General features: G+C 63.5%; 20 protein-coding genes. 7 read left to right on the plus strand and 13 right to left on the minus strand.

Annotation, left to right across the window (positions count from 1 at the left end; genetic code table 11):
* Nucleotides 1-204 precede the first annotated feature (204 nt).
* A complete protein-coding gene (gene lplT / locus CVS48_RS28570; protein ID WP_100857366.1) occupies nucleotides 205-1,518 on the plus strand; it encodes a lysophospholipid transporter LplT in 1,314 nt (437 codons plus the stop codon).
* Nucleotides 1,519-1,594: 76 nt separating this feature from the next.
* Here lplT and CVS48_RS28575 read toward each other — a convergent pair whose 3' ends face one another.
* Both CVS48_RS28575 and tsaB read right to left on the minus strand, forming a co-directional pair.
* Nucleotides 1,595-2,617, minus strand: a complete 1,023-nt coding sequence (locus tag CVS48_RS28575; RefSeq protein ID WP_100857367.1) for a uracil-DNA glycosylase — start codon at nucleotides 2,615-2,617, stop codon at nucleotides 1,595-1,597.
* Nucleotides 2,614-3,921, minus strand: coding sequence for a tRNA (adenosine(37)-N6)-threonylcarbamoyltransferase complex dimerization subunit type 1 TsaB (gene tsaB / locus CVS48_RS28580; RefSeq protein ID WP_100857368.1), 1,308 nt, complete (start codon nucleotides 3,919-3,921; stop codon nucleotides 2,614-2,616). The genes CVS48_RS28575 and tsaB overlap by 4 nt, the downstream gene beginning before the upstream one ends.
* 131 nt (nucleotides 3,922-4,052) lie before the next feature.
* Between tsaB and risA the strand changes: the two genes are divergently transcribed.
* The 4 genes from risA to CVS48_RS28600 all read left to right on the plus strand — a co-directional run bounded on the left by risA (nucleotide 4,053) and on the right by CVS48_RS28600 (nucleotide 7,417).
* Entirely contained in the window at nucleotides 4,053-4,787 is a 735-nt protein-coding gene (gene risA / locus CVS48_RS28585) for a response regulator transcription factor RisA (RefSeq protein WP_100857369.1), read from the plus strand.
* A 34-nt stretch (nucleotides 4,788-4,821) separates the two neighbouring features.
* A complete protein-coding gene (gene risS / locus CVS48_RS28590; protein ID WP_050448558.1) occupies nucleotides 4,822-6,216 on the plus strand; it encodes a sensor histidine kinase RisS in 1,395 nt (464 codons plus the stop codon).
* Nucleotides 6,217-6,275: 59 nt separating this feature from the next.
* Nucleotides 6,276-6,824: a peroxiredoxin gene (locus CVS48_RS28595; RefSeq protein WP_006217982.1), complete on the plus strand. Its 549-nt coding sequence runs from the start codon at nucleotides 6,276-6,278 to the stop codon at nucleotides 6,822-6,824.
* Between the two features lie 74 nt (nucleotides 6,825-6,898).
* Nucleotides 6,899-7,417 carry a carboxymuconolactone decarboxylase family protein gene (locus CVS48_RS28600; RefSeq protein WP_100857370.1) on the plus strand — a complete coding sequence of 173 codons (519 nt, stop codon included), beginning with the start codon at nucleotides 6,899-6,901 and terminating at the stop codon, nucleotides 7,415-7,417.
* Nucleotides 7,418-7,539: 122 nt separating this feature from the next.
* Here the strand turns inward: CVS48_RS28600 and CVS48_RS28605 are convergent, their stop codons facing one another.
* The 3 genes from CVS48_RS28605 to ispD all read right to left on the minus strand — a co-directional run bounded on the left by CVS48_RS28605 (nucleotide 7,540) and on the right by ispD (nucleotide 10,959).
* A complete protein-coding gene (locus CVS48_RS28605; RefSeq protein WP_242001139.1) occupies nucleotides 7,540-9,567 on the minus strand; it encodes a DUF4344 domain-containing metallopeptidase in 2,028 nt (675 codons plus the stop codon).
* 220 nt (nucleotides 9,568-9,787) lie between these two features.
* Nucleotides 9,788-10,279 (minus strand): 2-C-methyl-D-erythritol 2,4-cyclodiphosphate synthase, encoded by a 492-nt coding sequence (gene ispF / locus CVS48_RS28610; RefSeq protein WP_100857372.1) that lies wholly within the window; start codon nucleotides 10,277-10,279, stop codon nucleotides 9,788-9,790.
* Complete coding sequence (ispD, locus tag CVS48_RS28615; protein WP_100857373.1) at nucleotides 10,276-10,959, minus strand: 2-C-methyl-D-erythritol 4-phosphate cytidylyltransferase; 684 nt, start codon at nucleotides 10,957-10,959, stop codon at nucleotides 10,276-10,278. Before ispD ends, ispF begins: the two co-directional genes overlap by 4 nt.
* Nucleotides 10,960-11,006: 47 nt before the next feature.
* Here ispD and mfd point away from each other — a divergent pair, with 47 nt between their 5' ends.
* Together mfd and serB are read left to right on the plus strand one after the other, a co-directional pair.
* Nucleotides 11,007-14,471 (plus strand): transcription-repair coupling factor, encoded by a 3,465-nt coding sequence (gene mfd, locus CVS48_RS28620; protein ID WP_100857901.1) that lies wholly within the window; start codon nucleotides 11,007-11,009, stop codon nucleotides 14,469-14,471.
* A 24-nt stretch (nucleotides 14,472-14,495) separates the two neighbouring features.
* Complete coding sequence (gene serB / locus CVS48_RS28625; RefSeq protein WP_100857374.1) at nucleotides 14,496-15,353, plus strand: phosphoserine phosphatase SerB; 858 nt, start codon at nucleotides 14,496-14,498, stop codon at nucleotides 15,351-15,353.
* Between the two features lie 70 nt (nucleotides 15,354-15,423).
* On the opposite strand, the gene CVS48_RS28630 is transcribed toward serB, so the two are convergent.
* The 8 genes from CVS48_RS28630 to nuoI form a co-directional block, all read right to left on the minus strand.
* On the minus strand, nucleotides 15,424-17,703 hold the full coding sequence (locus CVS48_RS28630) for a TonB-dependent receptor (RefSeq protein WP_100857375.1): 2,280 nt from the start codon (nucleotides 17,701-17,703) through the stop codon (nucleotides 15,424-15,426).
* Nucleotides 17,704-17,964: 261 nt separating this feature from the next.
* Entirely contained in the window at nucleotides 17,965-18,294 is a 330-nt protein-coding gene (locus CVS48_RS28635) for a DUF2818 family protein (RefSeq protein ID WP_100857376.1), read from the minus strand.
* 13 nt (nucleotides 18,295-18,307) lie between these two features.
* Nucleotides 18,308-19,792 (minus strand): NADH-quinone oxidoreductase subunit NuoN, encoded by a 1,485-nt coding sequence (gene nuoN / locus CVS48_RS28640; RefSeq protein ID WP_100857377.1) that lies wholly within the window; start codon nucleotides 19,790-19,792, stop codon nucleotides 18,308-18,310.
* Between the two features lie 9 nt (nucleotides 19,793-19,801).
* Complete coding sequence (locus tag CVS48_RS28645; protein WP_100857378.1) at nucleotides 19,802-21,304, minus strand: NADH-quinone oxidoreductase subunit M; 1,503 nt, start codon at nucleotides 21,302-21,304, stop codon at nucleotides 19,802-19,804.
* Nucleotides 21,301-23,343, minus strand: a complete 2,043-nt coding sequence (gene nuoL, locus CVS48_RS28650; protein WP_100857379.1) for an NADH-quinone oxidoreductase subunit L — start codon at nucleotides 23,341-23,343, stop codon at nucleotides 21,301-21,303. The genes CVS48_RS28645 and nuoL overlap by 4 nt, the downstream gene beginning before the upstream one ends.
* 17 nt (nucleotides 23,344-23,360) lie before the next feature.
* Complete coding sequence (gene nuoK / locus CVS48_RS28655) at nucleotides 23,361-23,669, minus strand: NADH-quinone oxidoreductase subunit NuoK (protein ID WP_006217969.1); 309 nt, start codon at nucleotides 23,667-23,669, stop codon at nucleotides 23,361-23,363.
* Nucleotides 23,666-24,322 carry an NADH-quinone oxidoreductase subunit J gene (locus tag CVS48_RS28660; protein ID WP_100857380.1) on the minus strand — a complete coding sequence of 219 codons (657 nt, stop codon included), beginning with the start codon at nucleotides 24,320-24,322 and terminating at the stop codon, nucleotides 23,666-23,668. The genes nuoK and CVS48_RS28660 overlap by 4 nt, the downstream gene beginning before the upstream one ends.
* Nucleotides 24,323-24,339: 17 nt before the next feature.
* Complete coding sequence (gene nuoI, locus CVS48_RS28665) at nucleotides 24,340-24,828, minus strand: NADH-quinone oxidoreductase subunit NuoI (RefSeq protein WP_006217967.1); 489 nt, start codon at nucleotides 24,826-24,828, stop codon at nucleotides 24,340-24,342.
* Nucleotides 24,829-24,843: the final 15 nt, after the last annotated feature.

A 24,843-nucleotide genomic window follows, 5' to 3' on the forward strand; every position in this document is an offset into this window, starting at 1 on the left:
CAAACCGGCCCAAGAAGGGCCGGCTCACATATGGGTCGTATGATACCGCAGGCAGTCCCCGGCCAAACGTCAGCAACGGTCAACTCGCGGGCAAACGCTCAATGGCTGGCGGCAAGGCACCGGCTATACTCCCTGACACTTTTTGGCACGACACATAATTTTCACGCGGACTGGCCGGGCGCTGGCCAAAGAACGGGGACATTCTTGAAACGTGGTTTCTATCTGGTCATGGCCGCGCAGGCCTTCTCGTCATTGGCGGACAATGCGCTGTTCATCGCAGCCATCGCCTTGATACAGGAGCTGCACGGCCCCGACTGGTTGGCGCCGATGATGAAATGGTCTTTCGCGCTGGCCTATGTGGTCCTGGCGGCCTTTGTCGGCGCCCTGGCGGACTCCTTTCCAAAGGGCCGCGTCATGTTCTCCACGAACGCCTTGAAAGTGGCCGGCTGCCTGCTGATGTTCTCGTACGCCAGCATCGGCGTCGCCCCCGAATACCAAACCTATCTGGTGTGCGCGGCCTATGCGGTCGTGGGCATCGGCGCCGCGGCGTATTCCCCCGCCAAGTACGGCATCGTCACCGAAATGCTGCCCCCGCACATGCTGGTCAAGGGCAATAGCTGGATCGAGGGCCTGACCGTCTTCTCCATCATCCTGGGCACGGTGCTGGGTGGCTTGCTCATCTCGTCCTCGGTATCCACCGCGCTGCTCAGCCATTCGTTCATCGGCAGCCTGGTGCACACGCCGGCCGAAGCCGCCATCCTGGTGATCGCCTTTGTGTATCTGCTGGCAGCGCTTTGCAATCTGTTGATTCCGCGCACGCATGTGCGCTATCCGCCGCAGCAAAAAAACCCCGTTCGGCTGATGCGCACCTTCTGGGGCTACGTCCGCGTGCTCTGGAAAGACAAGCTGGGGCAGATCTCGCTGGCTGTCACCACGCTGTTCTGGGGCGCGGGCGCAACGCTGCAGCTCATCGTCATCGAATGGGGCCGCAGCCACCTGGGCTATCAGTTGGACAAGGCGTCGATGCTGATGGGCGTGGCCGCGCTGGGCACGGTGGTGGGTTCCATCCTGGCCGGTCGAATCCCGTTGCGCCGCGCGCTGAGCGTATTGCCGGTGGGCGCCGCCATGGGGCTGGTCGTGCTGCTGATGCCGCTGGTCTATTCGCCCTGGAGCGTCTACCTGCTGCTGCTCCTCACCGGAGGGCTGGCCGGCTTCTTCGTGGTGCCGATGAACGCTCTGCTGCAGCATCGCGGCCACGTGCTGCTGTCGGCGGGCCATTCCATTGCCGTGCAGAATTTCAACGAACAGCTCAACATTCTGTTGATGGTGGCGATGTACACGCTGCTGCTGTGGCTGCAATTGCCCATCAACATCATCATCGTCATCTTCGGCACCGTCGTCGCGGTCCTGATGGTGGTGTTCATGCGCTGGAGCAAGCGCAATTTGCAGGCAGACCCCGAATTGCACGATCAGATTGGCCAGGAAGGCCACGGGCGCGCGCTGGACTCCACGCACTAAGCGATTGATCTGCAAGAAAAAACCGCGGGATGTGAACCATCCCCCGGTTTTTTTTCGCCCTTGCTCCGCCCCGGTCTCAGACCATTTGGGACGCCAGCTTCAGGTCTTGCCAGGCACGCGCCTTTTCAGACGGGCTGCGCAGCAGGTAGGCCGGGTGATAGCTGACGATAAGCGGGATCTCGCCGTCGTCCGTCTTCAACTGATGCACACGGCCGCGCAGGCTGCCGATCGTGACGTCCGTGCCCAGCAGCGTCTGCGCCGCGAAACGGCCCAGCACCAGGATGCGTTCGGGTTTGAGCAAGGCAATCTGCCGCATCAGATAGGGGCTGCACGACGCAATTTCCTCGGGCTTGGGATTGCGGTTGCCCGGCGGACGGCACTTGATCACGTTGGTGATGAAGACATCGGTGTCGCGGCTCATGCCCACGGCGGCCAGCATGGCGTCCAGCAACTGCCCGGATCGACCCACAAAGGGGTGGCCCTGACGGTCCTCTTGCTCGCCAGGCGCTTCGCCGACGACCAGCCAGCGGGTAGGCGTTGCCCCCTGGCCAAACACCGCGTGGCGGCGCCCCTGGCACAGGCCACAAGCCGTGCATGCCACGACCTGCTCGCGCAATTCGTCCAGGGTGGCGTTCTTGACGGCCTCGGCCACCGGAACACGCGGCGCTTCGACGGCTTCGTCCTCCACGGTCTTGGGGACCGGGCGCGGTGGTGGCCCGCTGCGGTTCAGGATGGATGCCGGAATGGTCGGACGCCCGGTCGCCCGCCCCGTGGGAACGACGGCCTGCGCAGTCGGCTCAACAACAGCAACGGCGCCTGGCGCAGCGGCGGCGGCCTGCGTGTCATCAGCAGGCACGACTTCTTTCGCCACAACCACCGGCGCGGACGGCTGAACTGGCAAAACTTCTTTTAAAACAGGGGCTTGCGACGTGACGGCCGAGGCAATGTCAGCCACGGCAGAAGCAACCGGAGTCTTGGCAGCCGAAGTCGCGACGACGGGCGCCGGCCTTAACCACAGGCGTTCCATGCCGATTTCGCGCAGCCAGATCCGTTGCAGCGGGTTGACGCGCGGCGCCGTCGCGAGGGTCGGCAGGCTCATGCCGCCACCTCAGCCACGGCGGCAAAGCGCTTCTGCATGACCAGCGCATCTTCGCGCGCGCCCTGCTCGGCCGGGTAATACCCTCGACGCACGCCAATCTGCAGATAGCCATGGTGCTGGTAGAAACTGACCGCCGACGTATTGGACGGGCGCACCTCCAGCAACACGCCTTCCAGCCCGCGCTCGCGCGCTTGCTGCTCGCACCAGTCCAGCAAGATGCCGCCCAAGCCTTGGCGGTGCAGATGCCTGGACACGGCGATCACCAGCAGATGCGCCACGTCGGGCGCGAACATCAAAATGCAGAAAGCCGCTACCTTGCCCTCGCGCCGCAGCACCCAGGCGCCGTAGCCCGACGCGAGCGCGTCCGCGAAATTGCCGCGCGTCCAGGGAAATGCCTGTACCTGGGCTTCCAGGGCCACCACTTCATCCAGGTCGGCTTGCGTCAGTGGTTGCGGAATTTCGGGAGTTTGGGGGATTGCGGGGCTTTCGGGTGTTTGGGGAGCCTGCGACGCCAGCGTAGGCTGAGCCTTGGGGTTGCCGCCCTCGCCGCGCATGCGCTCGGCAGTGGTAAACGCGACCTTGTCTCGCACATACAGCGGCGCGGCGGCTTCGGGCGGCAGCGCTTCGCCGCGCAGCCAGCCCTGGCGCGCCAAGCGGGCCACGCTGGCTGCCTCCGGGCGCAACGCATCCGCGGCACGGCGCCACGCGGCGGGCGGATTCATGTCAGCGGCGTAGGCGTCCCAGGCATCGCCCGCCAGCAGCGGTTGCAGCGGCTGGCCCACCTGGACCGACCACTGGCTCAGATAGTGCGCCGTCCAGGGAACGACCTCGGCCGCCGCGATGAGCAGGGGGGCTTGCAGCACGTCCCAGCCGGCGTCTTCAGGCTCCGCGGCCTCCTGGCGGCGGTAGACGGCAAGATAAACCTCGTTCATGCGGGCATCCAGCGCGACAATGATGGCGTCTGCCGGCGTTGCCTGGGACACCTGGGCGGCGACCGCCTGGTGGGACACTACGGGCACTACGGGAATACCCAGCCCCAACCCCATTCCTTGGGCCACTCCGCAAGCCACGCGCAAGCCCGTAAAGCCGCCCGGCCCCTGCCCGAATGCCACGGCATGCAACGCGCCAGGGGCCAAACCGGACTCGGCCAGCAGCTCGCCCGCCATCGGCAAGAGCCGTTCCGCGTGCTCTTGAGACCCTTCGTGCTCGCGGGTCATGACCTCCAGGCGGCCATCGAGCACGCGCAAAAGGGCCACCCCACAACGGGACGAAGACGTTTCCAAAGCCAGCAGGTTTAGTTCCATAGATGCAGATTGTACGAAATACGGCGGCTTCGCCCCCGGTTGTAAGGGGGATTTCAACCATGGTTCGCAATGTGTAATATCTTGTGAACGCCCACTAGCCGCTGGTTCTTGTCACTGTTACATTTCCGGCCATGAATACGCAAAACACCACCCCCACCCGAAAAATCCTCGTCGTCGACGATGATCCGCGCTTGCGCGATTTGCTGCGCCGGTATTTGTCCGAGCAGCGATTCAACGTTTTCGTTGCCGAAGACGCCAAAGAGATGGGCAAACTCTGGCAACGCGAGCATTTTGATCTGCTCGTGCTGGATCTGATGCTGCCCGGCGAAGATGGCTTGTCCATCTGCCGCCGGCTGCGCGGTGGCCACGACAATACGCCCATCATCATGCTCACGGCCAAGGCGGAAGAAATCGACCGCATCGTGGGCCTGGAAATGGGCGCGGACGATTACCTGTCCAAACCGTTCAACCCCCGGGAACTGCTGGCACGGATCAACGCGATCCTGCGCCGCCGCGGCACCGAGGAGCATCCTGGCGCTCCCAGCCAGGAGAACGAATCCATCGCCTTCGGTCCCTACGTGCTGAACCTGTCCACCCGTACGCTTACGCGCAACGGGGAACAAGTGCCGATCACCACGGGTGAATTCTCGGTGCTCAAGGTGTTTGCGCGCCATCCGAAGATTCCCCTGTCCCGCGACAAGCTCATGGAACTGGCGCGCGGCCGCGAATACGAAGCTTTCGATCGCAGCCTTGACGTTCAGATCTCGCGCCTGCGCAAGCTGATCGAGCCCAATCCGTCCAAGCCCGTGTTCATCCAGACCGTTTGGGGTCTTGGATACGTGTTTGTGCCGGACGGTGGTAGCTGACCGAGTCGCCCGCCCTGGGCAGGAGCGCAGCCTCGTGCCCCGCTTGCGCAGAACCTTCAGGAACCTGACTTCACGTTTGCGGCTCGGCTTGTTCGGCCGCACGTTCCTGCTGCTCGCAGCGCTGATGCTGGTCAGCCTGGGCGCGTGGCTACAAGTATTTTTCAGCATGGAGCTGGGACCGCGTGCCAATCAAATGGCGCAGCGGGTGATCACGGCCGTCAATATCACGCGCACGGCGCTGATCTACTCGCAGAACGGCGAACGCAGCAAGCTCCTGCTTGACCTGGCCACCAACGAAGGCATTCAGGTCTATCCGCGCGAAGTCACCGACTTTGCCGAAGCCCTTCCCGACGACGATTACTGGCAGCGGGTAGCGCAGCACATCCGCACGCGCTTCGGCCCGGAAACCCAGATCGCGTGGGGGGTGAACCAGGTACCCGGCTTCTGGGTCAGCTTCCAGATTGAAAAAGACCTGTACTGGCTGGTGTTCGAGCGAGAGCAGATCGGGCTGACCGGCGGGATCGAATGGCTGGGATGGGGCGCCACGGCGTTGCTGCTTTCCCTTGTCGGCGCGGCGGTCAGCGTGGGGTTCGTGAACCGGCCCTTGTCGCGGCTCGCGCGCGCGGCCCAAGTGCTGTCGCGCGGTGAAACGCCTGCCGCCTTGCCGGAGCAAGGCCCCCTGGAAATCCGCGACTTGAACGCCTCGTTCAACCGGATGGCCAAGGACTTGCGGCAAGCCGAGGCCGATCGCGAGCTGATGCTGGCGGGGATCTCCCACGACTTGCGGACACCGCTTGCGCGCATGCGGCTGGAAATCGAACTCAGCGGCGTGTCGGAAGACGCGCGGCAGGCCATTGACGAAGACCTGGGCCAGATCGATCACAGTATCGGGCAACTGATGGAATACGCGCGGCCGGCGGGCTCGCTGCCGCAGTTGGCGACGGACATCTCGGCCGTGCTGGCCGAACTGTACGAACGCGAGCGCAGCCACACCGCGTCGCTGGGCGGCGAACTTGAAGCCTCGCTGGAACCCGGGCTGCGCGCCCGGATCACGGCGCTGGATTTGAAGCGCGTGGTCAGCAACCTGATCGAGAACGCCCGCCGCTATGGCCGGTCCACCGACGGCATGGCCCATCTTGTCATGACGCTGCAAGCCGAAGGCGGCATGATCGTGATCGAAGTCTGCGACCGTGGCCCGGGCATCGCCCCCGAAGATGTCGACCGACTGCTGCGACCCTTCTCGCGCGGCGAGGCGGCTCGCACCGGCGTAAGCGGCGCGGGGCTGGGGCTGGCCATCGTCGAACGCCTGCTCAAGCACGTTGGCGGCTCGCTGCGGATGCTGCCGCGCGAGGGCGGTGGACTGACCGCGCGGATAGAGTTGCCCAAAGCCAAGTTTAGGAATTATCAATTAGACAACGATAATCCATAGCGTAGAATTTATGGTTTGAGGCACTGCCTTATCTCCACCAACAACTACTGGGAGTAAACATGAAAACTGTTGGCGACAAACTCGAGCCCTTCAAGGTCACCGGCGTCAAGCCCGGCTTCAACCAGCACGAAGAAAATGGCGTGTCGGCGTTTGAAGACATCACCGAAAGCTCGTTCCCCGGCAAGTGGAAGGTGATCTACTTCTACCCGAAAGACTTCACGTTTGTGTGCCCGACCGAAATCGTCGGCTTCAACAAGCTGGCCAAGGATTTCGAAGACCGCGACGCCGTCCTGCTGGGCGGCTCCACCGACAACGAATTCGTCAAGCTGGCATGGCGCCGTGAGCATCCGGACCTGAACAAGCTGGGCCACTACCAATTCGGCGACACCACCGGTGCCCTGATCGACCAACTGGGCGTCCGCGAAAAGGGTGCTGGCGTTGCGCTGCGCGCCACGTTCATCGTTGATCCGGACAACACGATCCAGCACGTTTCGGTGAACAACCTGAACGTCGGCCGTAACCCGGAAGAAGTTCTGCGTCTGCTCGACGGTCTGCAAACCGACGAACTGTGCCCGTGCAACCGTACGGTTGGCGGCGCCACGCTGTAATTTCCAGCCCGGCCCGGGGCCTGCTTGCAGGCTCCTCGCTGGGCTTTCATTGCTCTAGATTATAGGTAAAAACTATGGAATTTCTTACCACCATTAAGGAACAGCTCCCGGATTGGGCCAAGGATATCCGCCTGAATCTGGACGCCGTGATTGCCCGTTCGACCCTGGCGCCGGAAGACGCCGTGGGCGCCGCCCTGTCGGCCGCCTATGCCGCCCGCAGCCCGGTACTGGTCGAAGCCTTCAAAAGCGGCCTGTCGGAAGGCGACGCCAACGCCGCGCTGACCGCGTCCGCGCTGATGGGCATGAACAACACCTGGTATCCCTATGTGGAAATGACCGGTGACGCCAACCTGAAGAGCCTGCCCGCCCAGTTGCGCATGAACGCCTACGCCACCCATGGCGGCGTCGAGAAAAAGCGCTTTGAACTGTTCGCGCTGGTCGCTTCGATCATTGGCAAGTGCCATTTCTGCGTGGCCTCGCACTATGAAAACCTGAAGAACGACGGCGTGTCGACGGAACAACTGCGCGACGCCGGCCGGATTGCCGCGGTCGTCAACGCCGCCGCCCTGGCGCTGGCCGCCCAAGGCAAGTAAGCCGGTCCGAAGAATCGCTCTGAAAGCCCGGCCTGAAAATTCGGGCTGAAAGCGAAAAAACCCGCCTGTGTAAAAACAGGCGGGCTTTTTATTGCTTGCCGCTCTCTGCCGGCAACCGCGGCTTAGTTCTGCGCCGGCTTCACCGGTGCCGTCGGCAAGCCATTGGCCACCCAGGCTTCCATGCCGCCCCGATACCAGTAGGCATCCCAGCCCAGCGTGCCAACACGCAAGGCCGCGTTGTACGACGTTCTGTCATTCATGCTGGCGCCCATCAGCACGATCGGCACGCCGCGATTGCCGCCCGCCTTCTTCAACAGCCAATCATCCAGCGCGCTTTGCAGGTGGTCCTTGACGCTGCCGTCCGAGCCCGCATCGGCCAGCGGATAGGCGATGGGCAGCGTATCGCGCAGCCCGCTGGTATCGACGATGACGATATTCTTGTTGTTCGTGATCAGCGGCACCAGGTCCTTGGTCGTGATGACCTTGGCGCGGTAATGCTGAATAGGCGTCGGGCCTTTATAAGGCGCCGTGAACAGCAAGGTGGTGGCAGGCACGCCGCTGTCTTTCAGTTCATCAAAGGCGCCGGTCGGCGCGGCTGCGCCCTGCCCTTGTCCCTGTCCCAGCCCTTGGCCTTGTCCAGCGGGCGCTTGCTGGCGAGGCGGCGGCGCCGAGCCATCCTTGGCGACCACTTCGCCGCCCACGGTGCCCATTTCAATGTCTGAAATCATCACCGCGATGTTCTCGATCAGCTCATAGCACATGGTGATCGAGCCTTCGCGCGGGCTGTACCAGGCATTCAGCTTGCCGCAGTCCTTGAAGACCACGTTCACGGCGCGCGGCAGCACATACGTCTTGCCCAACAGCTTGATGTTTTCGCTGATGGCGTCCGACAGATGCTTGGCGAACAGGTTGCCGATCTTGCGCGTGGACGGTTCAAACACCACATTCACCGGAGCCCCAGGCGCGTTGGCGGGCTGCAAGCCGTCCGGCGACCAGGTTCCCACGCGGGTGTGAGGCGCCAGGATCTTGCGCCAGGCGCGATTCTGCTTGTTGAATTCGTCGGTGCAACGCGCCTTGGTGCGATCTTCAAAGCCGGTCTGGCGCACGACGGATTCAAACACTTCGGGGTTGCCGCCGTACATGATGCACAGCATGTTGCGAAAGCGCTTCAGGTCGCCGGTGTGCTCGTCCTGCCATGCCGAGGGGGCCTGGCCCTTGCCCTCGGATAGCTTGCCGCTGTAGTACCACTGCAAGGCGGCGTAGGTCGCGGCTTCGCGGGCCATGCGGTCCACGTCCTTGTTTCCCGACGGGTACATGGTGGGTTCCACGATCTGCAGCGCCGCGTAGATATCCACCGCGTCTTCTTCCGCGCCGGTCGACGGCAATTCCAATTCGCCGATCAGGGCATGGCCGAATTCGTGCATGAAAATGCTCTTCATCAGGCCGATGTACACCGCGACGATACGTTCGGTGTCGCCGCCGAAACGGGGGTACGGACCCGCGCCCTGCAAGCCGGAATTATTGCTGCTTTGCGCGGGTGCCGACTGCGGCGGCGCGGCGGGCGGCTGCGGGTTCTGCGGATTGGCGCCCGTGCCGCCACCACGAGGAGGCAATCCGGCCCGAGGCGGCAGGCCGGCAGGCGGTGGATTTGCCGCGGCTTGCGGGGTGCCCTTATTGGTGGTGATGGCAAAGTCCGCAACGCCGAACGTGCCCACGTCGTACGCCATGATGCCGATGTCGCCGCCCAGCGCGGGCACATCGGCAACGTCCCCAATCTTCTGGCCATTCACGATAAAGCGTGCGGCGCCGGGCACTTCAACCACTTTGATGCGGTCCGAGCCGTCCAGCTTGGCCACATTGGGCACCGAGCCGAAGTCGCGGCGGTTTTGGCCTTCCAGACAGAAGAGCTGCGTATTCTTGTCAGCCGAAATCTCAAGCAGGCACAGGCTCTTGCGCGGACGGTTGTTCAGCACAACACCGATGGAAGCCTTGGGGTTTTGTGAACTGACGACCACATTGACGTCGGTAATGCGGCCGGCATCCGGCGCCGGGCCGACATTCACGTACAGCGTTTGCTCGCTGCCGGGCGTGCCCTTGTTCTGCAAGCTGAACCAGCCATCCTGCACCCCTGCCGTCCACCCCTGCAACAACTGCTGTCTGACCGTACCCGCCAGGGGCCCAAGCTGTTGTTCAAATTCGGCGTGCGCCGGAGCGCACACTGCACCAAGGACGAAAAGCAGGGCTGCGCCGCGTAAATGCATCCGAATATCTCATGTGATCAGATTTAGATAGCGCGCAGAATATTCCGAATCATATGGACCCGCTTATGCATTTGTTAAAGATGTATGCCAACGTAAATGGCAGGCCTGATCAGGCGTTCGCCCGGGCCAGCAGCGTGACGACCGTGGCCGCAATCCCCTCTTTTCGACCCAGGTAACCCAAGCCCTCGTTGGTCTTGGCCTTGATGTTCACGTCGGCCTCTGCCAGCCCGGTGTCGGCCGCGATGTTCTTCACCATGGCGGGCGCGTGCGGACCGATCTTGGGGGCCTGCGCATGCAGCGTCGCGTCGATGTTGACCGGCGTCCAGCCCGCGGCGCGCACGCGCGCCATTGCCTCGCGCAACAGCACGCGGCTGTCGGCGCCCTTGAAGGCGGGATCAGTATCCGGAAAATGCCGCCCAATGTCGCCCAGCCCCGCCGCGCCCAGCAGCGCATCGGTAATGGCGTGCAGCAGCACGTCGGCATCGGAATGGCCCAGCAGACCATGCGTATGCGGGATCGTGACACCGCCGATGATCAGCGGCCGGCCTTCAACCAAGGCATGCACGTCAAAGCCCTGCCCAACGCGAAAAGGAATGCTCATAGCCATTTTTCCATCAGTTCGAAATCATCCGGCCACGTCACCTTGAAATTTCGCAAGGCGCCGGGAACCAGCAATGGCGCGTAGCCGGCAGCCTCTAGCGCAGAGGCTTCGTCGGTAACGATCACGCCATTCACGGAGGCCGCCGTCAGCGCATCGCGCAGCACGCCGGCCCGAAACATTTGCGGCGTCTGCGCCAGCCACAGGCCATTGCGGTCCAGCGTGCGCTCGACGCGATCGCGCCCACCCTTGACGGTGTCGGCCACCGGCAACGCCAGCAGGCCGCCCACCGGGTCAGCCAGGCAGGCATCGATCAAACGGCGCAACGCGCTTTCAGGCAGCCCGGGGCGGGCGGCATCGTGCACCAGCACCCAGGTATCGTCGGCCACGCCGCTATCGGCCAGCGCGCCGGCCACGGTATCGGCCCGCGTCGCGCCGCCGCACGCGCGCCACACGGTGCGAGGCAAACCCGCCAGCGCCGTGTCGACCCAGCCATCGCCCGGCGTCACCGCCACCCGCACTTGCGACACACGCTCATCGGCCAGCAACGCGCGCACCGCATGGCGCAGCATGGGCTGTCCGGCCAATGGACGATATTGCTTGGGCACGGGTTCGGCGCCGGGCTGGCTGGCACGGGCGCCGACGCCCGCGGCGGGAACGATTGCAATGATTGAGTCAGACATGGTGCGGTGATTTTATAATCTTCCGCTTGATGCCTGCTGCCACCCTGATGCCCACCCCCACTTCCCCCGCCACCGCCGCGCCGCCCGTCCCCGCGACCGCCTCGACTTTGTCCGCGCTGAAACCCGGCGCGCGCTATGCGCAGCCCCGGCCGCCCGGTTCGGGAGACGCCTGGCTGCTGGCGGACCTGGCCCGTCAGGCGTCCGCGCCCGTGGTCATCCTGACCGCCGAGCCGGTGGAGGCCCAGCGGCTGGCCGAAGAGATCCAGCTATTCGCGCCTGACCTGCGCGTCAGCCAGTTGCCTGACTGGGAAACGCTGCCCTACGACGCCTTTTCCCCGCACCAGGATCTGATTTCCCAGCGCCTGCACACGCTGCATTCGCTGATGATGAAGACGGTGGACGTGCTGACGGTGCCCATCACCACCGCGTTGTACCGCCTGGCGCCGCCGTCATTCCTGGCCGCCTACACGTTTTCGTTCAAGCAGAAAGACAAGCTGAACGAAGCGGCCCTGCGCGCGCAATTGACGCTGGCCAACTACAACCACGTGACCCAGGTCACCGCGCCGGGCGAATTCTGCCTGCGGGGCGGCCTGATCGACCTGTTTCCCATGGGCTCGGTCGTGCCCTACCGGCTGGACCTGTTCGACGACGAAATCGAAACCATCCGCAGCTTCGACGTAGACACCCAGCGCAGCCTGTACCCCGTGCGCGAAGTTCAGTTGCTGCCCGGACGCGAGTTCCCCATGGACGAAGACTCGCGCACCCGTTTCCGCGCGCGCTTTCGCGAAATATTCGAAGGTGATCCGTCCCGCGCCCTGCCCTATAAAGATATCGGCAACGGCATTCCGTTCGCCGGCGTCGAGTACTACCTGCCCCTGTTCTTCGAAGAAACCGCCACGCTGTTCGATTACCTGACCACGGGCACGGTCACCGTCACCATCGGCGATATCGACGACGCCATCCAGCGCTTTAATCAGGACACCTCCAGCCGCTACAACTTCCTCAAGAGCGATCGCGAGCGCCCCGTCCTGCCGCCCTCGGCGCTGTTCCTGGATAACGAAACGCTGTACACGCGGCTAAAGGAATTCCGCCGCCTGTCCTTGACCGCCGGCGACCCGCATCCCGATTTCCGCGCCGTGCCCGACGTCAGCGTGGCGCGCCGTTCCGACGACCCCATCGCCAAGCTGCGCGCCTTGGTCCAAACGCGCGAGACCCGGGTGCTGCTATGCGCCGACTCCGCCGGCCGGCGCGAGACCCTGGTGCAGATGCTGAACGAATTCGGCGTCACGCCGGATGCGCAGCCCGACACCATCGAAGCCTTCCTGGCGTCGGACGCCAACTTCGGCATCGTAGCCGCGCCGCTGGCCACGGGCTTTGGCCTGCCCCAGGCCAACCTGGCCTTCCTGACCGAAAACGACCTGTACCCGGGCCACGCCAACACGGGCCGCCGTGGCAAGCGCGACCAGGAACGCGCCAGCAACGTCGAAGCCATGGTGCGCGACCTGTCCGAACTGCGCGCCGGCGACCCCGTCGTCCACGCGCAGCACGGCATCGGTCGCTACCACGGCCTGGTCAACATGGACATGGGCGAAGGCGAGATGGAATTCCTCCATCTTGAATATGCCAACGGCAGCACGCTCTACGTGCCGGTGTCGCAACTGCACGTGATCGCGCGCTACAGCGGCGCGGACCCCGACGCGGCGCCGCTGCATCAACTGGGTTCCGGCCAGTGGGACAAGGCCCGCCGCAAGGCCGCCAAGCAAGTGCGCGACACCGCCGCCGAACTGCTGGCGCTGTATGCGCAGCGCGCGGCGCGCGAAGGCTACGCCTTCAACCTGCCCTTGAACGATTACCAAGCGTTCGCCGAGGGCTTCGGTTTCGAGGAAACCGTCGACCAGCGCGCCGCCATCGAAGCCGTGATCGCCGACATGACGTCCGGCCGCCCGATGGACCGGCTGGTCTGCGGCGACGTGGGCTTCGGCAAGACCGAAGTGGCGTTGCGCGCCGCCTTCCTGGCCGTGGCCAACGGCAAACAGGTCGCCCTGCTCTGCCCCACCACCCTGCTGGCCGAACAGCACGCGCAGACGTTTTCCGACCGCTTTGCCGATTGGCCCGTGCGCGTGGTGGAACTGTCGCGTTTCCGTTCCGCCAAGGAAGTGGCCGCCGCCGTCGAGGGCATCAACGACGGCCGGGTCGACATCGTGATCGGCACGCACAAGATTCTGTCCAAGGATGTGAAATTCAAACGCCTGGGACTGGTCATCATCGACGAGGAACACCGCTTTGGCGTGCGCCAGAAAGAAGCGCTGAAAGCGCTGCGCGCCGAGGTCGACGTGCTGACGCTGACAGCCACCCCCATTCCGCGCACGCTGGGCATGTCGCTGGAAGGCATCCGGGATTTCTCCGTCATCGCCACCGCGCCGCAAAAGCGCCTGGCCATCAAGACCTTCGTACGCCGCGAAGACGGCAGCACGCTGCGCGAAGCGCTGTTGCGCGAACTCAAGCGCGGCGGCCAGTGCTACTTCCTCCACAACGAGGTGGAAACCATCCACAACCGCCGCGCCCGCCTGGAAGAACTGGTGCCGGAAGCGCGCATCGCCGTCGCCCACGGCCAGATGCCCGAGCGCGAGCTGGAACAGGTGATGAAGGGGTTCTACCAGCAGCGCTACAACGTGCTGCTGTGTACCACCATCATCGAGACCGGCATCGACGTACCCACCGCCAACACCATCGTGATCCACCGCGCCGACCGCTTCGGGCTGGCGCAGTTGCACCAGTTGCGCGGTCGCGTGGGCCGCTCGCATCACCAGGCCTACGCCTACCTGCTGACGCCCGGCGAAGACGCCATCACCACCAACGCGAAGAAGCGCCTGGAAGCGATCCAGGCCATGGAGGAACTGGGGTCCGGCTTCTACCTGGCGATGCACGACCTGGAAATCCGCGGCACCGGCGAAGTGCTGGGCGACTCGCAGTCGGGCAACATCCAGGAAGTGGGCTTCTCGATGTACAACGAGATGCTCAACGAAGCCGTGCGCGCGCTGCGCGCGGGCGAAGAGCCCGACCTGGACGCGCCCTTCAACCTGGCCTGCGAAGTCAATCTGCATGCGCCGGCCCTGCTGCCGTCCGACTACTGCGCCGACGTGCACGCACGCCTGGGCATCTACAAGCGCCTGGCGCACGCCGCCGACGAAGACGACCTGATCCGCATCCAGGAAGAACTGATCGACCGCTTCGGCAAACTGCCCGAAGCCGCGCAAACGCTCTTGACCTCGCATCGCCTGCGCCTGGCCGCGCAGCCGTTGGGCATCGTCAAGATCGACGCCAGCGAAGCCCAGGCGCTGATCCAGTTCGGGCCCAAGACCAGCGTCGACCCGGCCCGCATCATTGAACTGGTGCAACGCCAACGCAACATCAAACTGGCCGGACAGGATAAATTGCGCGTTGAGATCAAAGCCGCGCAGATCCCCGCCCGCTCAGACGCCGTTCGCGCCGTGCTGCGTGCCTTGAAGTAAATCCACGACCTTCTTACTTTTCTTATGACCACCCATCACCTTGTCGTCCAATCTCCCGGCCTACGCATCGAACACGCCGAGCAACTGGCCGCCGTGGCCCAAGCGCAGGGCATCGCACGCATCAGCAATACCGCCGCCCGCTTGCTGGACGTTCAGCACGACGCCCTGACCCGCGCCGAATCGGTGGCCTGGGCCGAACGCCAAGGCGTCGACGTAGCGTTCGTGCCTGCCGGGCTGAAGCTGTCTGACTGCAAGGTGCTGGCGATGGACATGGATTCCACGCTGATCAACATCGAGTGCATCGACGAGATCGCGGGTGTGGTGGGTGTGAAGGACAAGGTATCCGAGATCACCGAAGCCGCCATGCGCGGCGAAATCAAGGACTTCGCCGAAAGCCTGCGCCGCCGCGTCGCGCTGCTCAAAGGCGTGCCGGCCGAGGCGCTGGAACAGGTCTATGTGGAAAAGCTGCGCCTGAACCCCGGCGCCGAACGGCTCATCTCCACCGCGCAGGCTGCCGGCATCAAGGTGCTGCTGGTATCGGGCGGCTTCACCTTCTTCACCGACCGCCTGCGCGAACGTCTGAAGCTGGACAGCGCCCACGCCAACACGCTGGAAATCGACAACGGCGTGCTGACGGGCCACGTGCTGGGCGACATCCTGGACGCGCAGGCCAAGGCCGTCTACCTGCGCGAATTCGCGCGCACCCACGGCGCCACCAAAGACCAGATCATTGCCATGGGCGACGGCGCCAACGACTTGCTGATGCTGGGCGCCGCGGGCTTCCCCGTGGCCTATCACGCCAAGCCCGTGGTACGCGAGCAAACGCGCTTCGCCTTGAACGTCACCGGGCTGGACGGCGTGCTGAACTGGTTTGAAAGCTGATTTCGCTGGGGTTTGAACACGCCAAAAAATAGCCACCGATCAAGGTGGCTATTTTCATCCCCGCGCCTGCTCAGTAACGCATCTTCAGCGTCAGCAATGCCGCACGGCCGGTACCCAGCGCTGCATAGTGCGCCGCGTACGCCTTGGTGTAATACGTTTCGTCGAACAGGTTCAGCACGTTCAACTGCGCCGAGTAGTGTTCGTTGAATTCGTACGCCGCCATGGCGTCAAAGCGCCAGTAAGACGGCACCCAGCGCGCCTTGGGCGTGCCGTTGGCGTTGCGGGTGGCGTCTGAATTGCCGTAGACCTTGTCCACGTAATAGGCGCCGCCGCCCACCGTCAGCTTGGGCAGCACCTTGTAGGTGGTCCACAGGCTGAAGGCGTTGCGCGGGGTGTTGGGCAGGTCCTGGCCCACGGCGCCGCTGTTGTAGGCGCCCTGGGTCATTTCGCTGTCCATGAAGGTGTAGCCGCCGAACACGTTCCACTTGGGCGTGATGCTGCCCGAGAAGCCCAGTTCAATGCCGCGCACCTTGGCCTCGCCCACCTGCGCCACTTCGGTGGCGGAAACGGCCACGCTGGTGTTCTTGCGGATATCGTGGAACGCCGCCGCCGACAGCGTCAGGCGGTCGTCAAAGACCTGCCACTTGGTGCCCACTTCCACCGTGCGGCTTTTCTCGGGTGCCAGCGACGACGTGCTCAGCGACGTGGCGTCGCTGGTGGCACTGGCCGCAATAGCCGAGGGCGTGGACGAGGTGCCGTAGGTGGCGTAGATGGTGCCGTTGGGCAAGGGCTTGTACGCCAGGCCGACCTGGTAGTTGAACAGGTTGTCGTTGCGGCTGGTGCTGTAGAACGCCGGCGTGCCTGCTGGATCATTGCGGCCGGCGGCGATGTTGCTGCCGCTGGTGCGGTAATTGTCCCAGCGCGCGCCCAGGCTGGCTTGCCACTGCTCGTTGAACTTGATGGTGTCAAACCCGTAGACCGCCAAGGTGTCCGTGTTGTAGCGCGCGGGGTTGTTGTTGCGGGTGAGCGTACCCGGGTAGTCGGTGCCGGGGTCCGGGTCCCACAAGGATGCGCACAGTGCCGGGTTGGCGTAGGTGTTCACACCGGAGGCGCTCGTCGCGGTCACGCAGTTGCTGCCGCCCGCGGGCACGCCCGATTCCTTGTAGCCGTCCTTGTTCTGCTTGATGTTGCTGTATTCAAAACCCAGGTCGAAGGTGTGCTTCAAGCTACCCGTATCGAATTCGCCGGTCAGGTCGGTCTGGTTGGCGAAGGTCTTGGTGACGTAGTAGCCCGACTTCAGCGCGCGGTACACCAGGCCGTTGGCCACGTTGCCCTTGCTGTCGTCCGGGTTCGTCGCGGCAAAGTCCGTGGTGCCCCGGCCGTAGCGGGTCACGTTGCGCAGTTGCAGCTTGTCCGAGAAATCATGCTGGAAGTCCACCGTGGCGACATCGTCACGGGTCTTCATGAAGTCGCGGTCGGTCAGGCCATAGAAGGTCTTGCGGCTCACGCCCATCGTCTCCGTGACCGGCTGACCCGTCTTCGGGTCATACGGAATGGAGTAGTCCGGCATGCTGTCGTCTTGGTAATGGTAGTAGCTGAGCGTAATGCGCGTCGGCGTGCCCACGCCCAGCGTCAGCGACGGCGCCACGCCCCAGCGCTCGAAGTCCACGGCGTTGTCACGGCCGGCCACATCGCCCTTGTCGCCCATCACGTTCAGGCGGAAGGCGGCCTTGTCGGCCAGGCGCCAGTTGCTGTCGATGGTGCCGCGGTAATTGTTGTCGGTGCCGATCTGCGCGGTGGCTTCGGTGAAGTCGGTTGCCTTGGGTGCCTTGCTGACCATGTTGATGCTGCCGCCCGCGCCGCCCCGGCCGGAATACACCGAGTCCGGGCCCTTGATCACTTCCACCTGCTCCAGGTTGAAGGTGTCGCGCACCTGCGTGCTGGAATCGCGGATGCCGTCCAGGAACAGGCTGCTTGCGGAGTTCTGCCCCCGGATGATCGGCAGATCGCCACCCGGGCGGCCGCCTTCACCGGCGCCGAACGTAATGCCCGGCGAGTTGCGCAGCACATCCTGCAAGGTCGACGCGGCCTGGTCCTGGATCACCTGTTTCGGCACCACCTGCACCGTGCGTGGCGTGTCCAGCAACGGGGCGGTCATCTTGGGCGACGGCACGGTCGTGGTCTGGTAGGAAGAGCCCTCGCCCTCCACCCGCACCGGCGAAAGCTGCGTGACGCCCGAATCCGTGGATTGCGCGGCGGCGTAGGGGCTGATGAACAGGGCGGGCGCCGCAATGGCCGCGGCAAGCGAGGTAGCGAGCGTATTCAGCGAATACGAATCTTGGGGCTTCAAACCAGCTTCTCCAGAATGTGAATAGCAACGATTCTTATTTTTTAACCGGTTGCGATTTTGATCCTGGACGCTGATAGATGCCTGAACGCAGGCCGAGCGCGTCGCTAAAAGATGAAAAAACAACACTTGCCAGTTGCTAACAGGGACACGTCCCCGAGCCACCACAAGGGCCCGCCATGGGGCGCGGCCACAAGCGTGGCGCAATTCACATCCCCAAAAGAAAAACGCCCCAAACGGGGCGTTAGTGGCTTTGGCGGGCGTTCAGACCCGCAACCGCGGGTGCCGCTTGAACAGATAGCGGTAGACGAAGCCGGGATAGGCCAGCACCAGATACAGGCTGAGGGTAATGGCGTAGAACTCCCACGTCTGGGCAAAGCGATTGCCCAGGGTGGATTCGAATGCAAAACCCAACGCGCCAACCAGGGCGTAAAACACCAGCACTTCAACCAGACGCATCCAGAACGGCTTGACCGCCACCGCCCCACCCTGCTTCCAGGGCAAGACGGCGAACACCCGCTCGGTCAGGAACGGCAGGTTGGCGCTGACCAGCGCCAGCGCGATCAACAGCCATACCGCCAGCGTCTGGTTCATGGCTGTATTCCGCTTACAGGCTCAGCGACGAACGAATCGCCTGTACGCACAGCGCCATCAGGCCACCGGGCAACAGGCCCAGCACCAGCATCATGGCGCCGTTGATCGACAGCAGGCCGCGTTGGCCGCAGGTCGCGACGATCGGAGCGGCATCGGCCACCGGCTCGTCAAAGTAAACAACCTTGACGACACGCAGGTAGTAGAACGCGCCGATCAGCGAGAACAGCACCGCCACCACGGCCAGCGTCACGTGGCCCGCGCTGATCAGCGCTTGCAGCACGGCCAGCTTGGCGTAGAAGCCCACCAGCGGCGGAATGCCGGCCAGCGAGAACATCAGCAGCAGCACGATGAAGGCATGCCACGGGCTGCGGCGATTCAGGCCCTTCAGGTCGTCGATGTGCTCGCACTCGAAACCCTGGCGCGACAGCAGCAGCACGATGCCGAAGCTGGCCAGCGTGGTCAGCACGTAGGTCAGCATGTAGAACAGCGACGCGCCATAGGCGGCCGACGACAGTTCCGGCTTGCCTTCGACCGCACCCGACATCAAGCCAAGCAGCACGAAGCCCATGTGCGAGATGGTCGAGTAAGCCAGCATGCGCTTGAAGTTGGTCTGTGCGATGGCGGTCAGGTTACCGATGGCCAGCGACAGAACGGCCAGGATCATCAGCATCGGCTGCCAGTCGGCGGCCAGGCCATGAAGGCCGTCCACCAGCAGGCGCAGCGTGATGGCGAAAGCGGCCAGCTTGGGCGCGCCGCCCAGGATCAGCGTGACGGCGGTCGGCGAACCTTGATAGACGTCCGGCACCCACATGTGGAACGGTACGGCACCGAGCTTGAACGCCAGGCCCGACACCAGGAACACGATGCCGAACACCAGCGCCATCTTCTCGGCCTTGCCGGCGGCGATGACCTTGGACACCTCAGCCAGGTCCAGGTGACCCGTGGCGCCGTAGACCATCGACATGCCGTACAGCAGGAAGCCCGAGGCCAACGCGCCCAGCACGAAGTACTTCATGGCGGCTTCGGTGGCGACGACGTCATCGCGGCGCAGCGCGATCAGCGCGTACAGCGCCAACGACATCAGTTCCAGGCCCAGGTAGATGGAGATCAGGTTCCCGGAGGAAATCATGACCATCTGGCCCAGCAGCGCGAACAGCGTCAGGACGTAGAGCTCGCCGCCCTTGAGCATGTCACGCACTTGCGCGTAGACACGGCCATAGACGAGCGTGGCGCCCACGGCGATGTAGGACGCTATTTTCAGCAGGTGCGACAGTTCGTCGGTGACGTACAGACCATGGAAGGTCGCGCCCTTAACGCCGTTCATCCATTGCACGGCCGACACGACGGTCAGCGCGCCCAATACCAGCAGGGTCAGCAGAAACGTCGGCTTGCGCTCGGGGTGATTGCTGACCGCGTCGACGAGCAGGATAGCCAGGCCGGAAACCAGCAGAAGGATTTCCGGCGCCGCCAGGGCGAAATCGATTTGGGATTGCATCATTGTCTTGTCTTACAGTTTCGAGACGGCAACGTGTTGCAGCAGGGCCTCGACCGATACGTGCATGACGTCGGTAAAGGGCTTGGGATAGATCCCCATGTACAACACGGCGATCGCCATCACGCCAAGAATCACAAATTCGCGGCGATTGATATCGGTCAGCTCGCGGACGTGGTCATTGGCGATGTCGCCCAGAACCACACGCTTGACCATCCACAGCGAATACGCAGCACCCATGATCAGGGCGGTAGCCGCCAACAGGCCGATCCAGAAGTTGTGCTGGACCGCGCCCATGATCACCATGAACTCGCCCACGAAACCGCTGGTGGCCGGCAGGCCGCTGTTGGCCATCGAGAACAGGATGAAGAACGTGGCGAAGCGCGGCATCACGTTGACCACACCACCGTAATCGGCGATCTGGCGCGAGTGCATGCGGTCATACAAGACGCCGATACACATGAACATGGCGCCCGACACGAAGCCGTGGGAAATCATCTGCACGATGGCGCCTTCGACGCCGGCCGTGTTGAAGATGAAGAAGCCCAGCGTCACGAAACCCATGTGGGCAACCGACGAGTAAGCCACCAGCTTCTTCATGTCTTCCTGGATGATCGCCACCAGGCCGATGTAGATCACCGCGATCAGCGACAGCGTGATCATCAGGCCGGCCAGGCTGTGCGAGGCGTCGGGCGTGATCGGCAGCGAGAAGCGCAGGAAGCCATAGGCGCCCAGCTTCAGCATGATCGCGGCCAGCACGATGGAGCCGCCCGTGGGCGCTTCCACGTGGACGTCCGGCAACCACGTGTGAACCGGCCACATCGGCACCTTCACCGCGAAGGCCGCCAACAGCGCCACGAAGATCAGGATCTGTTCGGTCTGGCCCAGCTTGACCTGGTGCCAGGTCAGGATGTCGAACGAACCACCCGATGCGTGCCACAGGTAGATGAACGCGATCAGGGTCAACAGAGAACCCATCAGCGTGTAGAGGAAGAACTTGAATGCCGCGTAGATACGGTTATCGCCGCCCCACGCCCCGATGATGATGTACATCGGGATCAGCGTGGCTTCGAAGAACACGTAGAACAGCATGCCGTCCAGCGCGGCGAACACGCCCACCATCAGACCCGACAGGATCAGGAAGGCGGCCATGTACTGCGCCACGCGGCTGGTGATGACTTCCCAGCCGGCCAGCACCACGATGACGGTGATGAACGCGGTCAGGAGGACGAACCACAGCGAAATGCCGTCGATGCCCAGGTGGTAATTGACGTTGAAGGCTTCGATCCACGAGGCCTTTTCCACGAACTGCATGGCAGCCGTGGTGTTGTCAAAACCGGTGTAGAGCGGAATCGTGACGAGGAAGCCGGCGACAGCGCCAGCCAGCGACAGGCCGCGCGCCAGACCGGGACGGTCGTCACGGCCCACCGCCAGCACCAGCAGGCCGAATACGATCGGGACAAAGATCGCAAGCGTGAGCCAGGGGAAAGTGTTGGATGCCATCTCGCTTGCCATCATTGGGGAATCAGCACAAAGAAAGTCACCAGCGCCATGATGCCGATGATCATCGCGAACGCGTAGTGATAGATGAAGCCGGATTGCAGGTGGCGGCTGACCGCTGCCACCCAGCCCACGACGCGGGCGCTACCGTTGACCAACAGGCCATCGATGATGCCGCGGTCGCCCGTATTCCAGAGGCCACGGCCCAGGGCGCGCATGCCGCGAGCGATGATCTGCTCGTTGACCCAGTCCACGTAGTACTTGTTTTCAAGCACCTTGTTCACGCCGGACAGGTTGGCCTTGATGGCGGCCGGAACCTTGGGATTGATCAGGTAGCAGTACCAGGCAATCACGAAACCAGCCACGACCAGCCAGAACGGCAGGGTCTGGAAGGCATGCAGGCCATAGGCAACCCAGCCGTGCCACTCTTCTTGCAGTTCGTGCATGGCCGGATGCTGCGGCAACACCGTGATCACGCCGTTGAAGAACTTGCCGAACAGCATCGGGTCAACCGCCCAGGCGCCAACCAGCACCGACGGAATCGCAAGCAGGATCAGCGGCAGCGTCACCACCCAGGGCGACTCATGCGGCTTGCCGCCATGATGACCGTGGCCGTGATCGTCGTGACCGTGGTCGTCATGGGCATGCTCGTCGTGACCGTGGCCGTGACCGTGGTCGCTGGTGTCGAAGCGTTCCTTGCCGTGGAAGACCAGGAAGTACACGCGGAACGAGTACAGCGAGGTCACGAACACACCGATCAGCACGGCGTAGTACGCGAAGCTTGCGCCCCAGACGTTGGCGTGGCCGGCGGCTTCGATGATGTTTTCCTTCGAGTAGAAACCCGAGAAGAACGGCGTGCCAACCAGTGCCAGCGTACCCAGCAGGAACGTGATCCAGGTGATGGGCATGTACTTGCGCAGGCCGCCCATGTTGCGGATGTCCTGGTCGTGGTGCATGCCGATGATGACCGAGCCCGCGCCCAGGAACAGCAGCGCCTTGAAGAACGCGTGGGTCATCAGGTGGAAAATGGCCACCGAGTAGGCCGAGGCGCCCAGCGCGACGGTCATGTAGCCCAGCTGCGACAGCGTGGAGTACGCAACAACGCGCTTGATGTCGGTCTGGATGATGCCCAGGATGCCCAGGAACAGCGCGCCGATGGCGCCGATCACGATGATGAACGACAGCGCCACGTCCGACAGTTCGAACAGCGGCGAGAAACGAGCCACCATGAAGATACCGGCCGTCACCATGGTGGCGGCGTGGATCAGCGCGGAGATCGGGGTCGGGCCTTCCATGGAGTCAGGCAGCCAGGCGTGCAGCGGAACCTGGGCCGATTTGCCCATGGCGCCGATGAACAGGCAGATACACGCCACCGTCAGCAGCATCCAGTCAGAACCCGGCAGGGTCATCGCGGCCAGCTTGTCGGCTTGGGCGAAGACTTCGTCGTAGTGCATCGTGCCGGCGTACGCGAACAACAGGCCGATACCCAGCACGAAGCCGAAGTCACCAACACGGTTGATCAGGAATGCCTTCATGTTGGCGAAGATGGCCGTCGGGCGGGTGTACCAGAAACCGATCAGCAGGTACGACACCAGGCCCACCGCTTCCCAGCCGAAGAACAGCTGCACCATGTTGTTCGACATCACCAGCATCAGCATGGAGAACGTGAACAGCGAGATGTACGAGAAGAAGCGCTGATAGCCGGGGTCGTCAGCCATGTAGCCGATGGTGTAGATGTGCACCATCAGCGACACGGACGTCACCACGACCATCATCATGGCCGACAGCGGATCGATCAGGAAGCCGATTTCCAGCTTGGTCTGGCCGATCAGGCTCCAGGTGTAGACCGCGCCGTCAAAGCGCAGGCCGTTCAGCACGTCGCCCAGCACCACCACCGAACCGATGGCCGAGATGAGCACGCCAAGAATGGTGATGACGTGGGACGCGCGGCGGCCGATGGGGCGGCCCAGGAAGCCGGTGCCGAAAAGGCCCGCGAGAATTGCTCCGGCCAGCGGTGCCAGCGCGATGAGCAAGTAGAGATTGGGTGAGCTAGACATTTTCTTCCAATACCCCGTCAGCCCTTCAGGCGATCGAGTTCGTCAACGTTGATCGTGTTCAGGTTGCGGAACAGCAGCACCAAAATGGCCAGGCCGATTGCCGCTTCAGCGGCGGCCACGGTCAGGATGAAGAACACGAACACCTGGCCGGCGGTGTCGCCGAACCAGCTGGAGAACGCCACGAAGTTCATGTTGACGGCCAGGAGCACGAGCTCGATGGACATCAAGAGAATGATCAGGTTGCGGCGGTTCAGGAAGATGCCGAAGATCCCGATGGCGAACAGGATCGCCCCAAGGATCAGATAGTGGGCCAGCGTCAGCGTCATTGTTTTTCTCCTTGGGGCGCGGCGGCGGCGCCGGACGAGGCATCACGCTTGGCTTGGGCACGCTCGCTCTGGGCGGGCATGTTGACCATGCGGAAGCGGTCCTTCGAGCGGACGCGCACGGCGGCTACCGGGTCGTTGTACTTCACGTCGCGGCGGCGGCGCAGCGTCAGCGCAATCGCGGCGACCATGCCCACCAGCAGCAGCGCGGCGCCAACTTCAATGGCGTAGACGTACTGCGTGTACATGACTTCGCCCAGCGCGCGAGCGTTGTTGTAGTCGCCGGCGACCGGGGCTTGCGGACCCGAACCGTACCAGGTGGAACCCAGCACGAAGGACATTTCCAGCACCAGCACCAGACCGATCACCAGGCCCAGCGGCAGGTAGGTCTTCATGCCCTGGCGCATGGTGTCCATGCGGATGTCCAGCATCATCACGACGAAGAGGAAGAGCACCATCACGGCGCCCACGTACACCAGCACCAGCAGCAACGCCAGGAACTCAGCGCCCAGCAGCATCCACAGCATGGCTGCGTTGGAGAATGCCAGGATCAGGTGCAATACCGCGGTGACCGGACTGCGCGCGGTGATCACGCGGAATGCCGCGATCACCAGCACGGCGGCCAGTATGTAGAAAAGGACAGTGGTAAAAGTCATGGATCAGACCCTGGGCTTCAACGGTAAGGAGCGTCGTCGGCCCGGCGGCGGGCGATGTCGGCTTCGTAGCGGTCGCCCACGGCGAGCAGCATGTCTTTGGTGAAATACAGGTCGCCGCGCTTTTCACCGTGGTATTCGTGGATATGGGTTTCCACGATCGAGTCCACGGGGCAGCTTTCCTCACAGAAGCCGCAGAAAATGCACTTGGTCAGATCGATGTCGTAGCGCGTGGTGCGGCGGGTGCCGTCCTCGCGTTGGTCCGATTCGATGGTGATCGCCAAGGCCGGGCACACGGCTTCACACAGCTTGCACGCGATGCAGCGCTCTTCCCCGTTGGGGTAGCGGCGCAATGCGTGCAGGCCGCGGAATCGCGCCGACGTGGGCGTCTTTTCCTGCGGATAACGCAAGGTGACCTTGCGCTTGAAAAAGTACTTGCCCGTCAGGCGCATGCCCTTGAGCAACTCGGTCAGCATCAGGCTGCCGAAGAAATCTTTGATCGCTTCCATATCCTGCCTCTGCCT

Source organism: Achromobacter spanius (assembly GCF_002812705.1).
GTDB classification, from domain to species: Bacteria; Pseudomonadota; Gammaproteobacteria; order Burkholderiales; family Burkholderiaceae_B; genus Achromobacter; species Achromobacter spanius.

Bases quoted from the DNA above. Each gene is read 5' to 3' on its own strand.
- CVS48_RS28660 (WP_100857380.1), bottom strand. From the start codon at position 24,322: ATGACTTTTACCACTGTCCTTTTCTACATACTGGCCGCCGTGCTGGTG.
- CVS48_RS28635 (WP_100857376.1), bottom strand. From the start codon at position 18,294: ATGAACCAGACGCTGGCGGTATGGCTGTTGATCGCGCTGGCGCTGGTC.
- ispD (WP_100857373.1), bottom strand. From the start codon at position 10,959: ATGTCTGACTCAATCATTGCAATCGTTCCCGCCGCGGGCGTCGGCGCC.
- tsaB (WP_100857368.1), bottom strand. From the start codon at position 3,921: ATGGAACTAAACCTGCTGGCTTTGGAAACGTCTTCGTCCCGTTGTGGG.
- mfd (WP_100857901.1), top strand. From the start codon at position 11,007: ATGCCCACCCCCACTTCCCCCGCCACCGCCGCGCCGCCCGTCCCCGCG.
- nuoI (WP_006217967.1), bottom strand. From the start codon at position 24,828: ATGGAAGCGATCAAAGATTTCTTCGGCAGCCTGATGCTGACCGAGTTG.
- CVS48_RS28595 (WP_006217982.1), top strand. From the start codon at position 6,276: ATGAAAACTGTTGGCGACAAACTCGAGCCCTTCAAGGTCACCGGCGTC.
- nuoN (WP_100857377.1), bottom strand. From the start codon at position 19,792: ATGATGCAATCCCAAATCGATTTCGCCCTGGCGGCGCCGGAAATCCTT.
- CVS48_RS28645 (WP_100857378.1), bottom strand. From the start codon at position 21,304: ATGATGGCAAGCGAGATGGCATCCAACACTTTCCCCTGGCTCACGCTT.
- nuoK (WP_006217969.1), bottom strand. From the start codon at position 23,669: ATGACGCTGACGCTGGCCCACTATCTGATCCTTGGGGCGATCCTGTTC.
- CVS48_RS28600 (WP_100857370.1), top strand. From the start codon at position 6,899: ATGGAATTTCTTACCACCATTAAGGAACAGCTCCCGGATTGGGCCAAG.
- serB (WP_100857374.1), top strand. From the start codon at position 14,496: ATGACCACCCATCACCTTGTCGTCCAATCTCCCGGCCTACGCATCGAA.
- risA (WP_100857369.1), top strand. From the start codon at position 4,053: ATGAATACGCAAAACACCACCCCCACCCGAAAAATCCTCGTCGTCGAC.
- CVS48_RS28575 (WP_100857367.1), bottom strand. From the start codon at position 2,617: ATGAGCCTGCCGACCCTCGCGACGGCGCCGCGCGTCAACCCGCTGCAA.
- ispF (WP_100857372.1), bottom strand. From the start codon at position 10,279: ATGAGCATTCCTTTTCGCGTTGGGCAGGGCTTTGACGTGCATGCCTTG.
- nuoL (WP_100857379.1), bottom strand. From the start codon at position 23,343: ATGTCTAGCTCACCCAATCTCTACTTGCTCATCGCGCTGGCACCGCTG.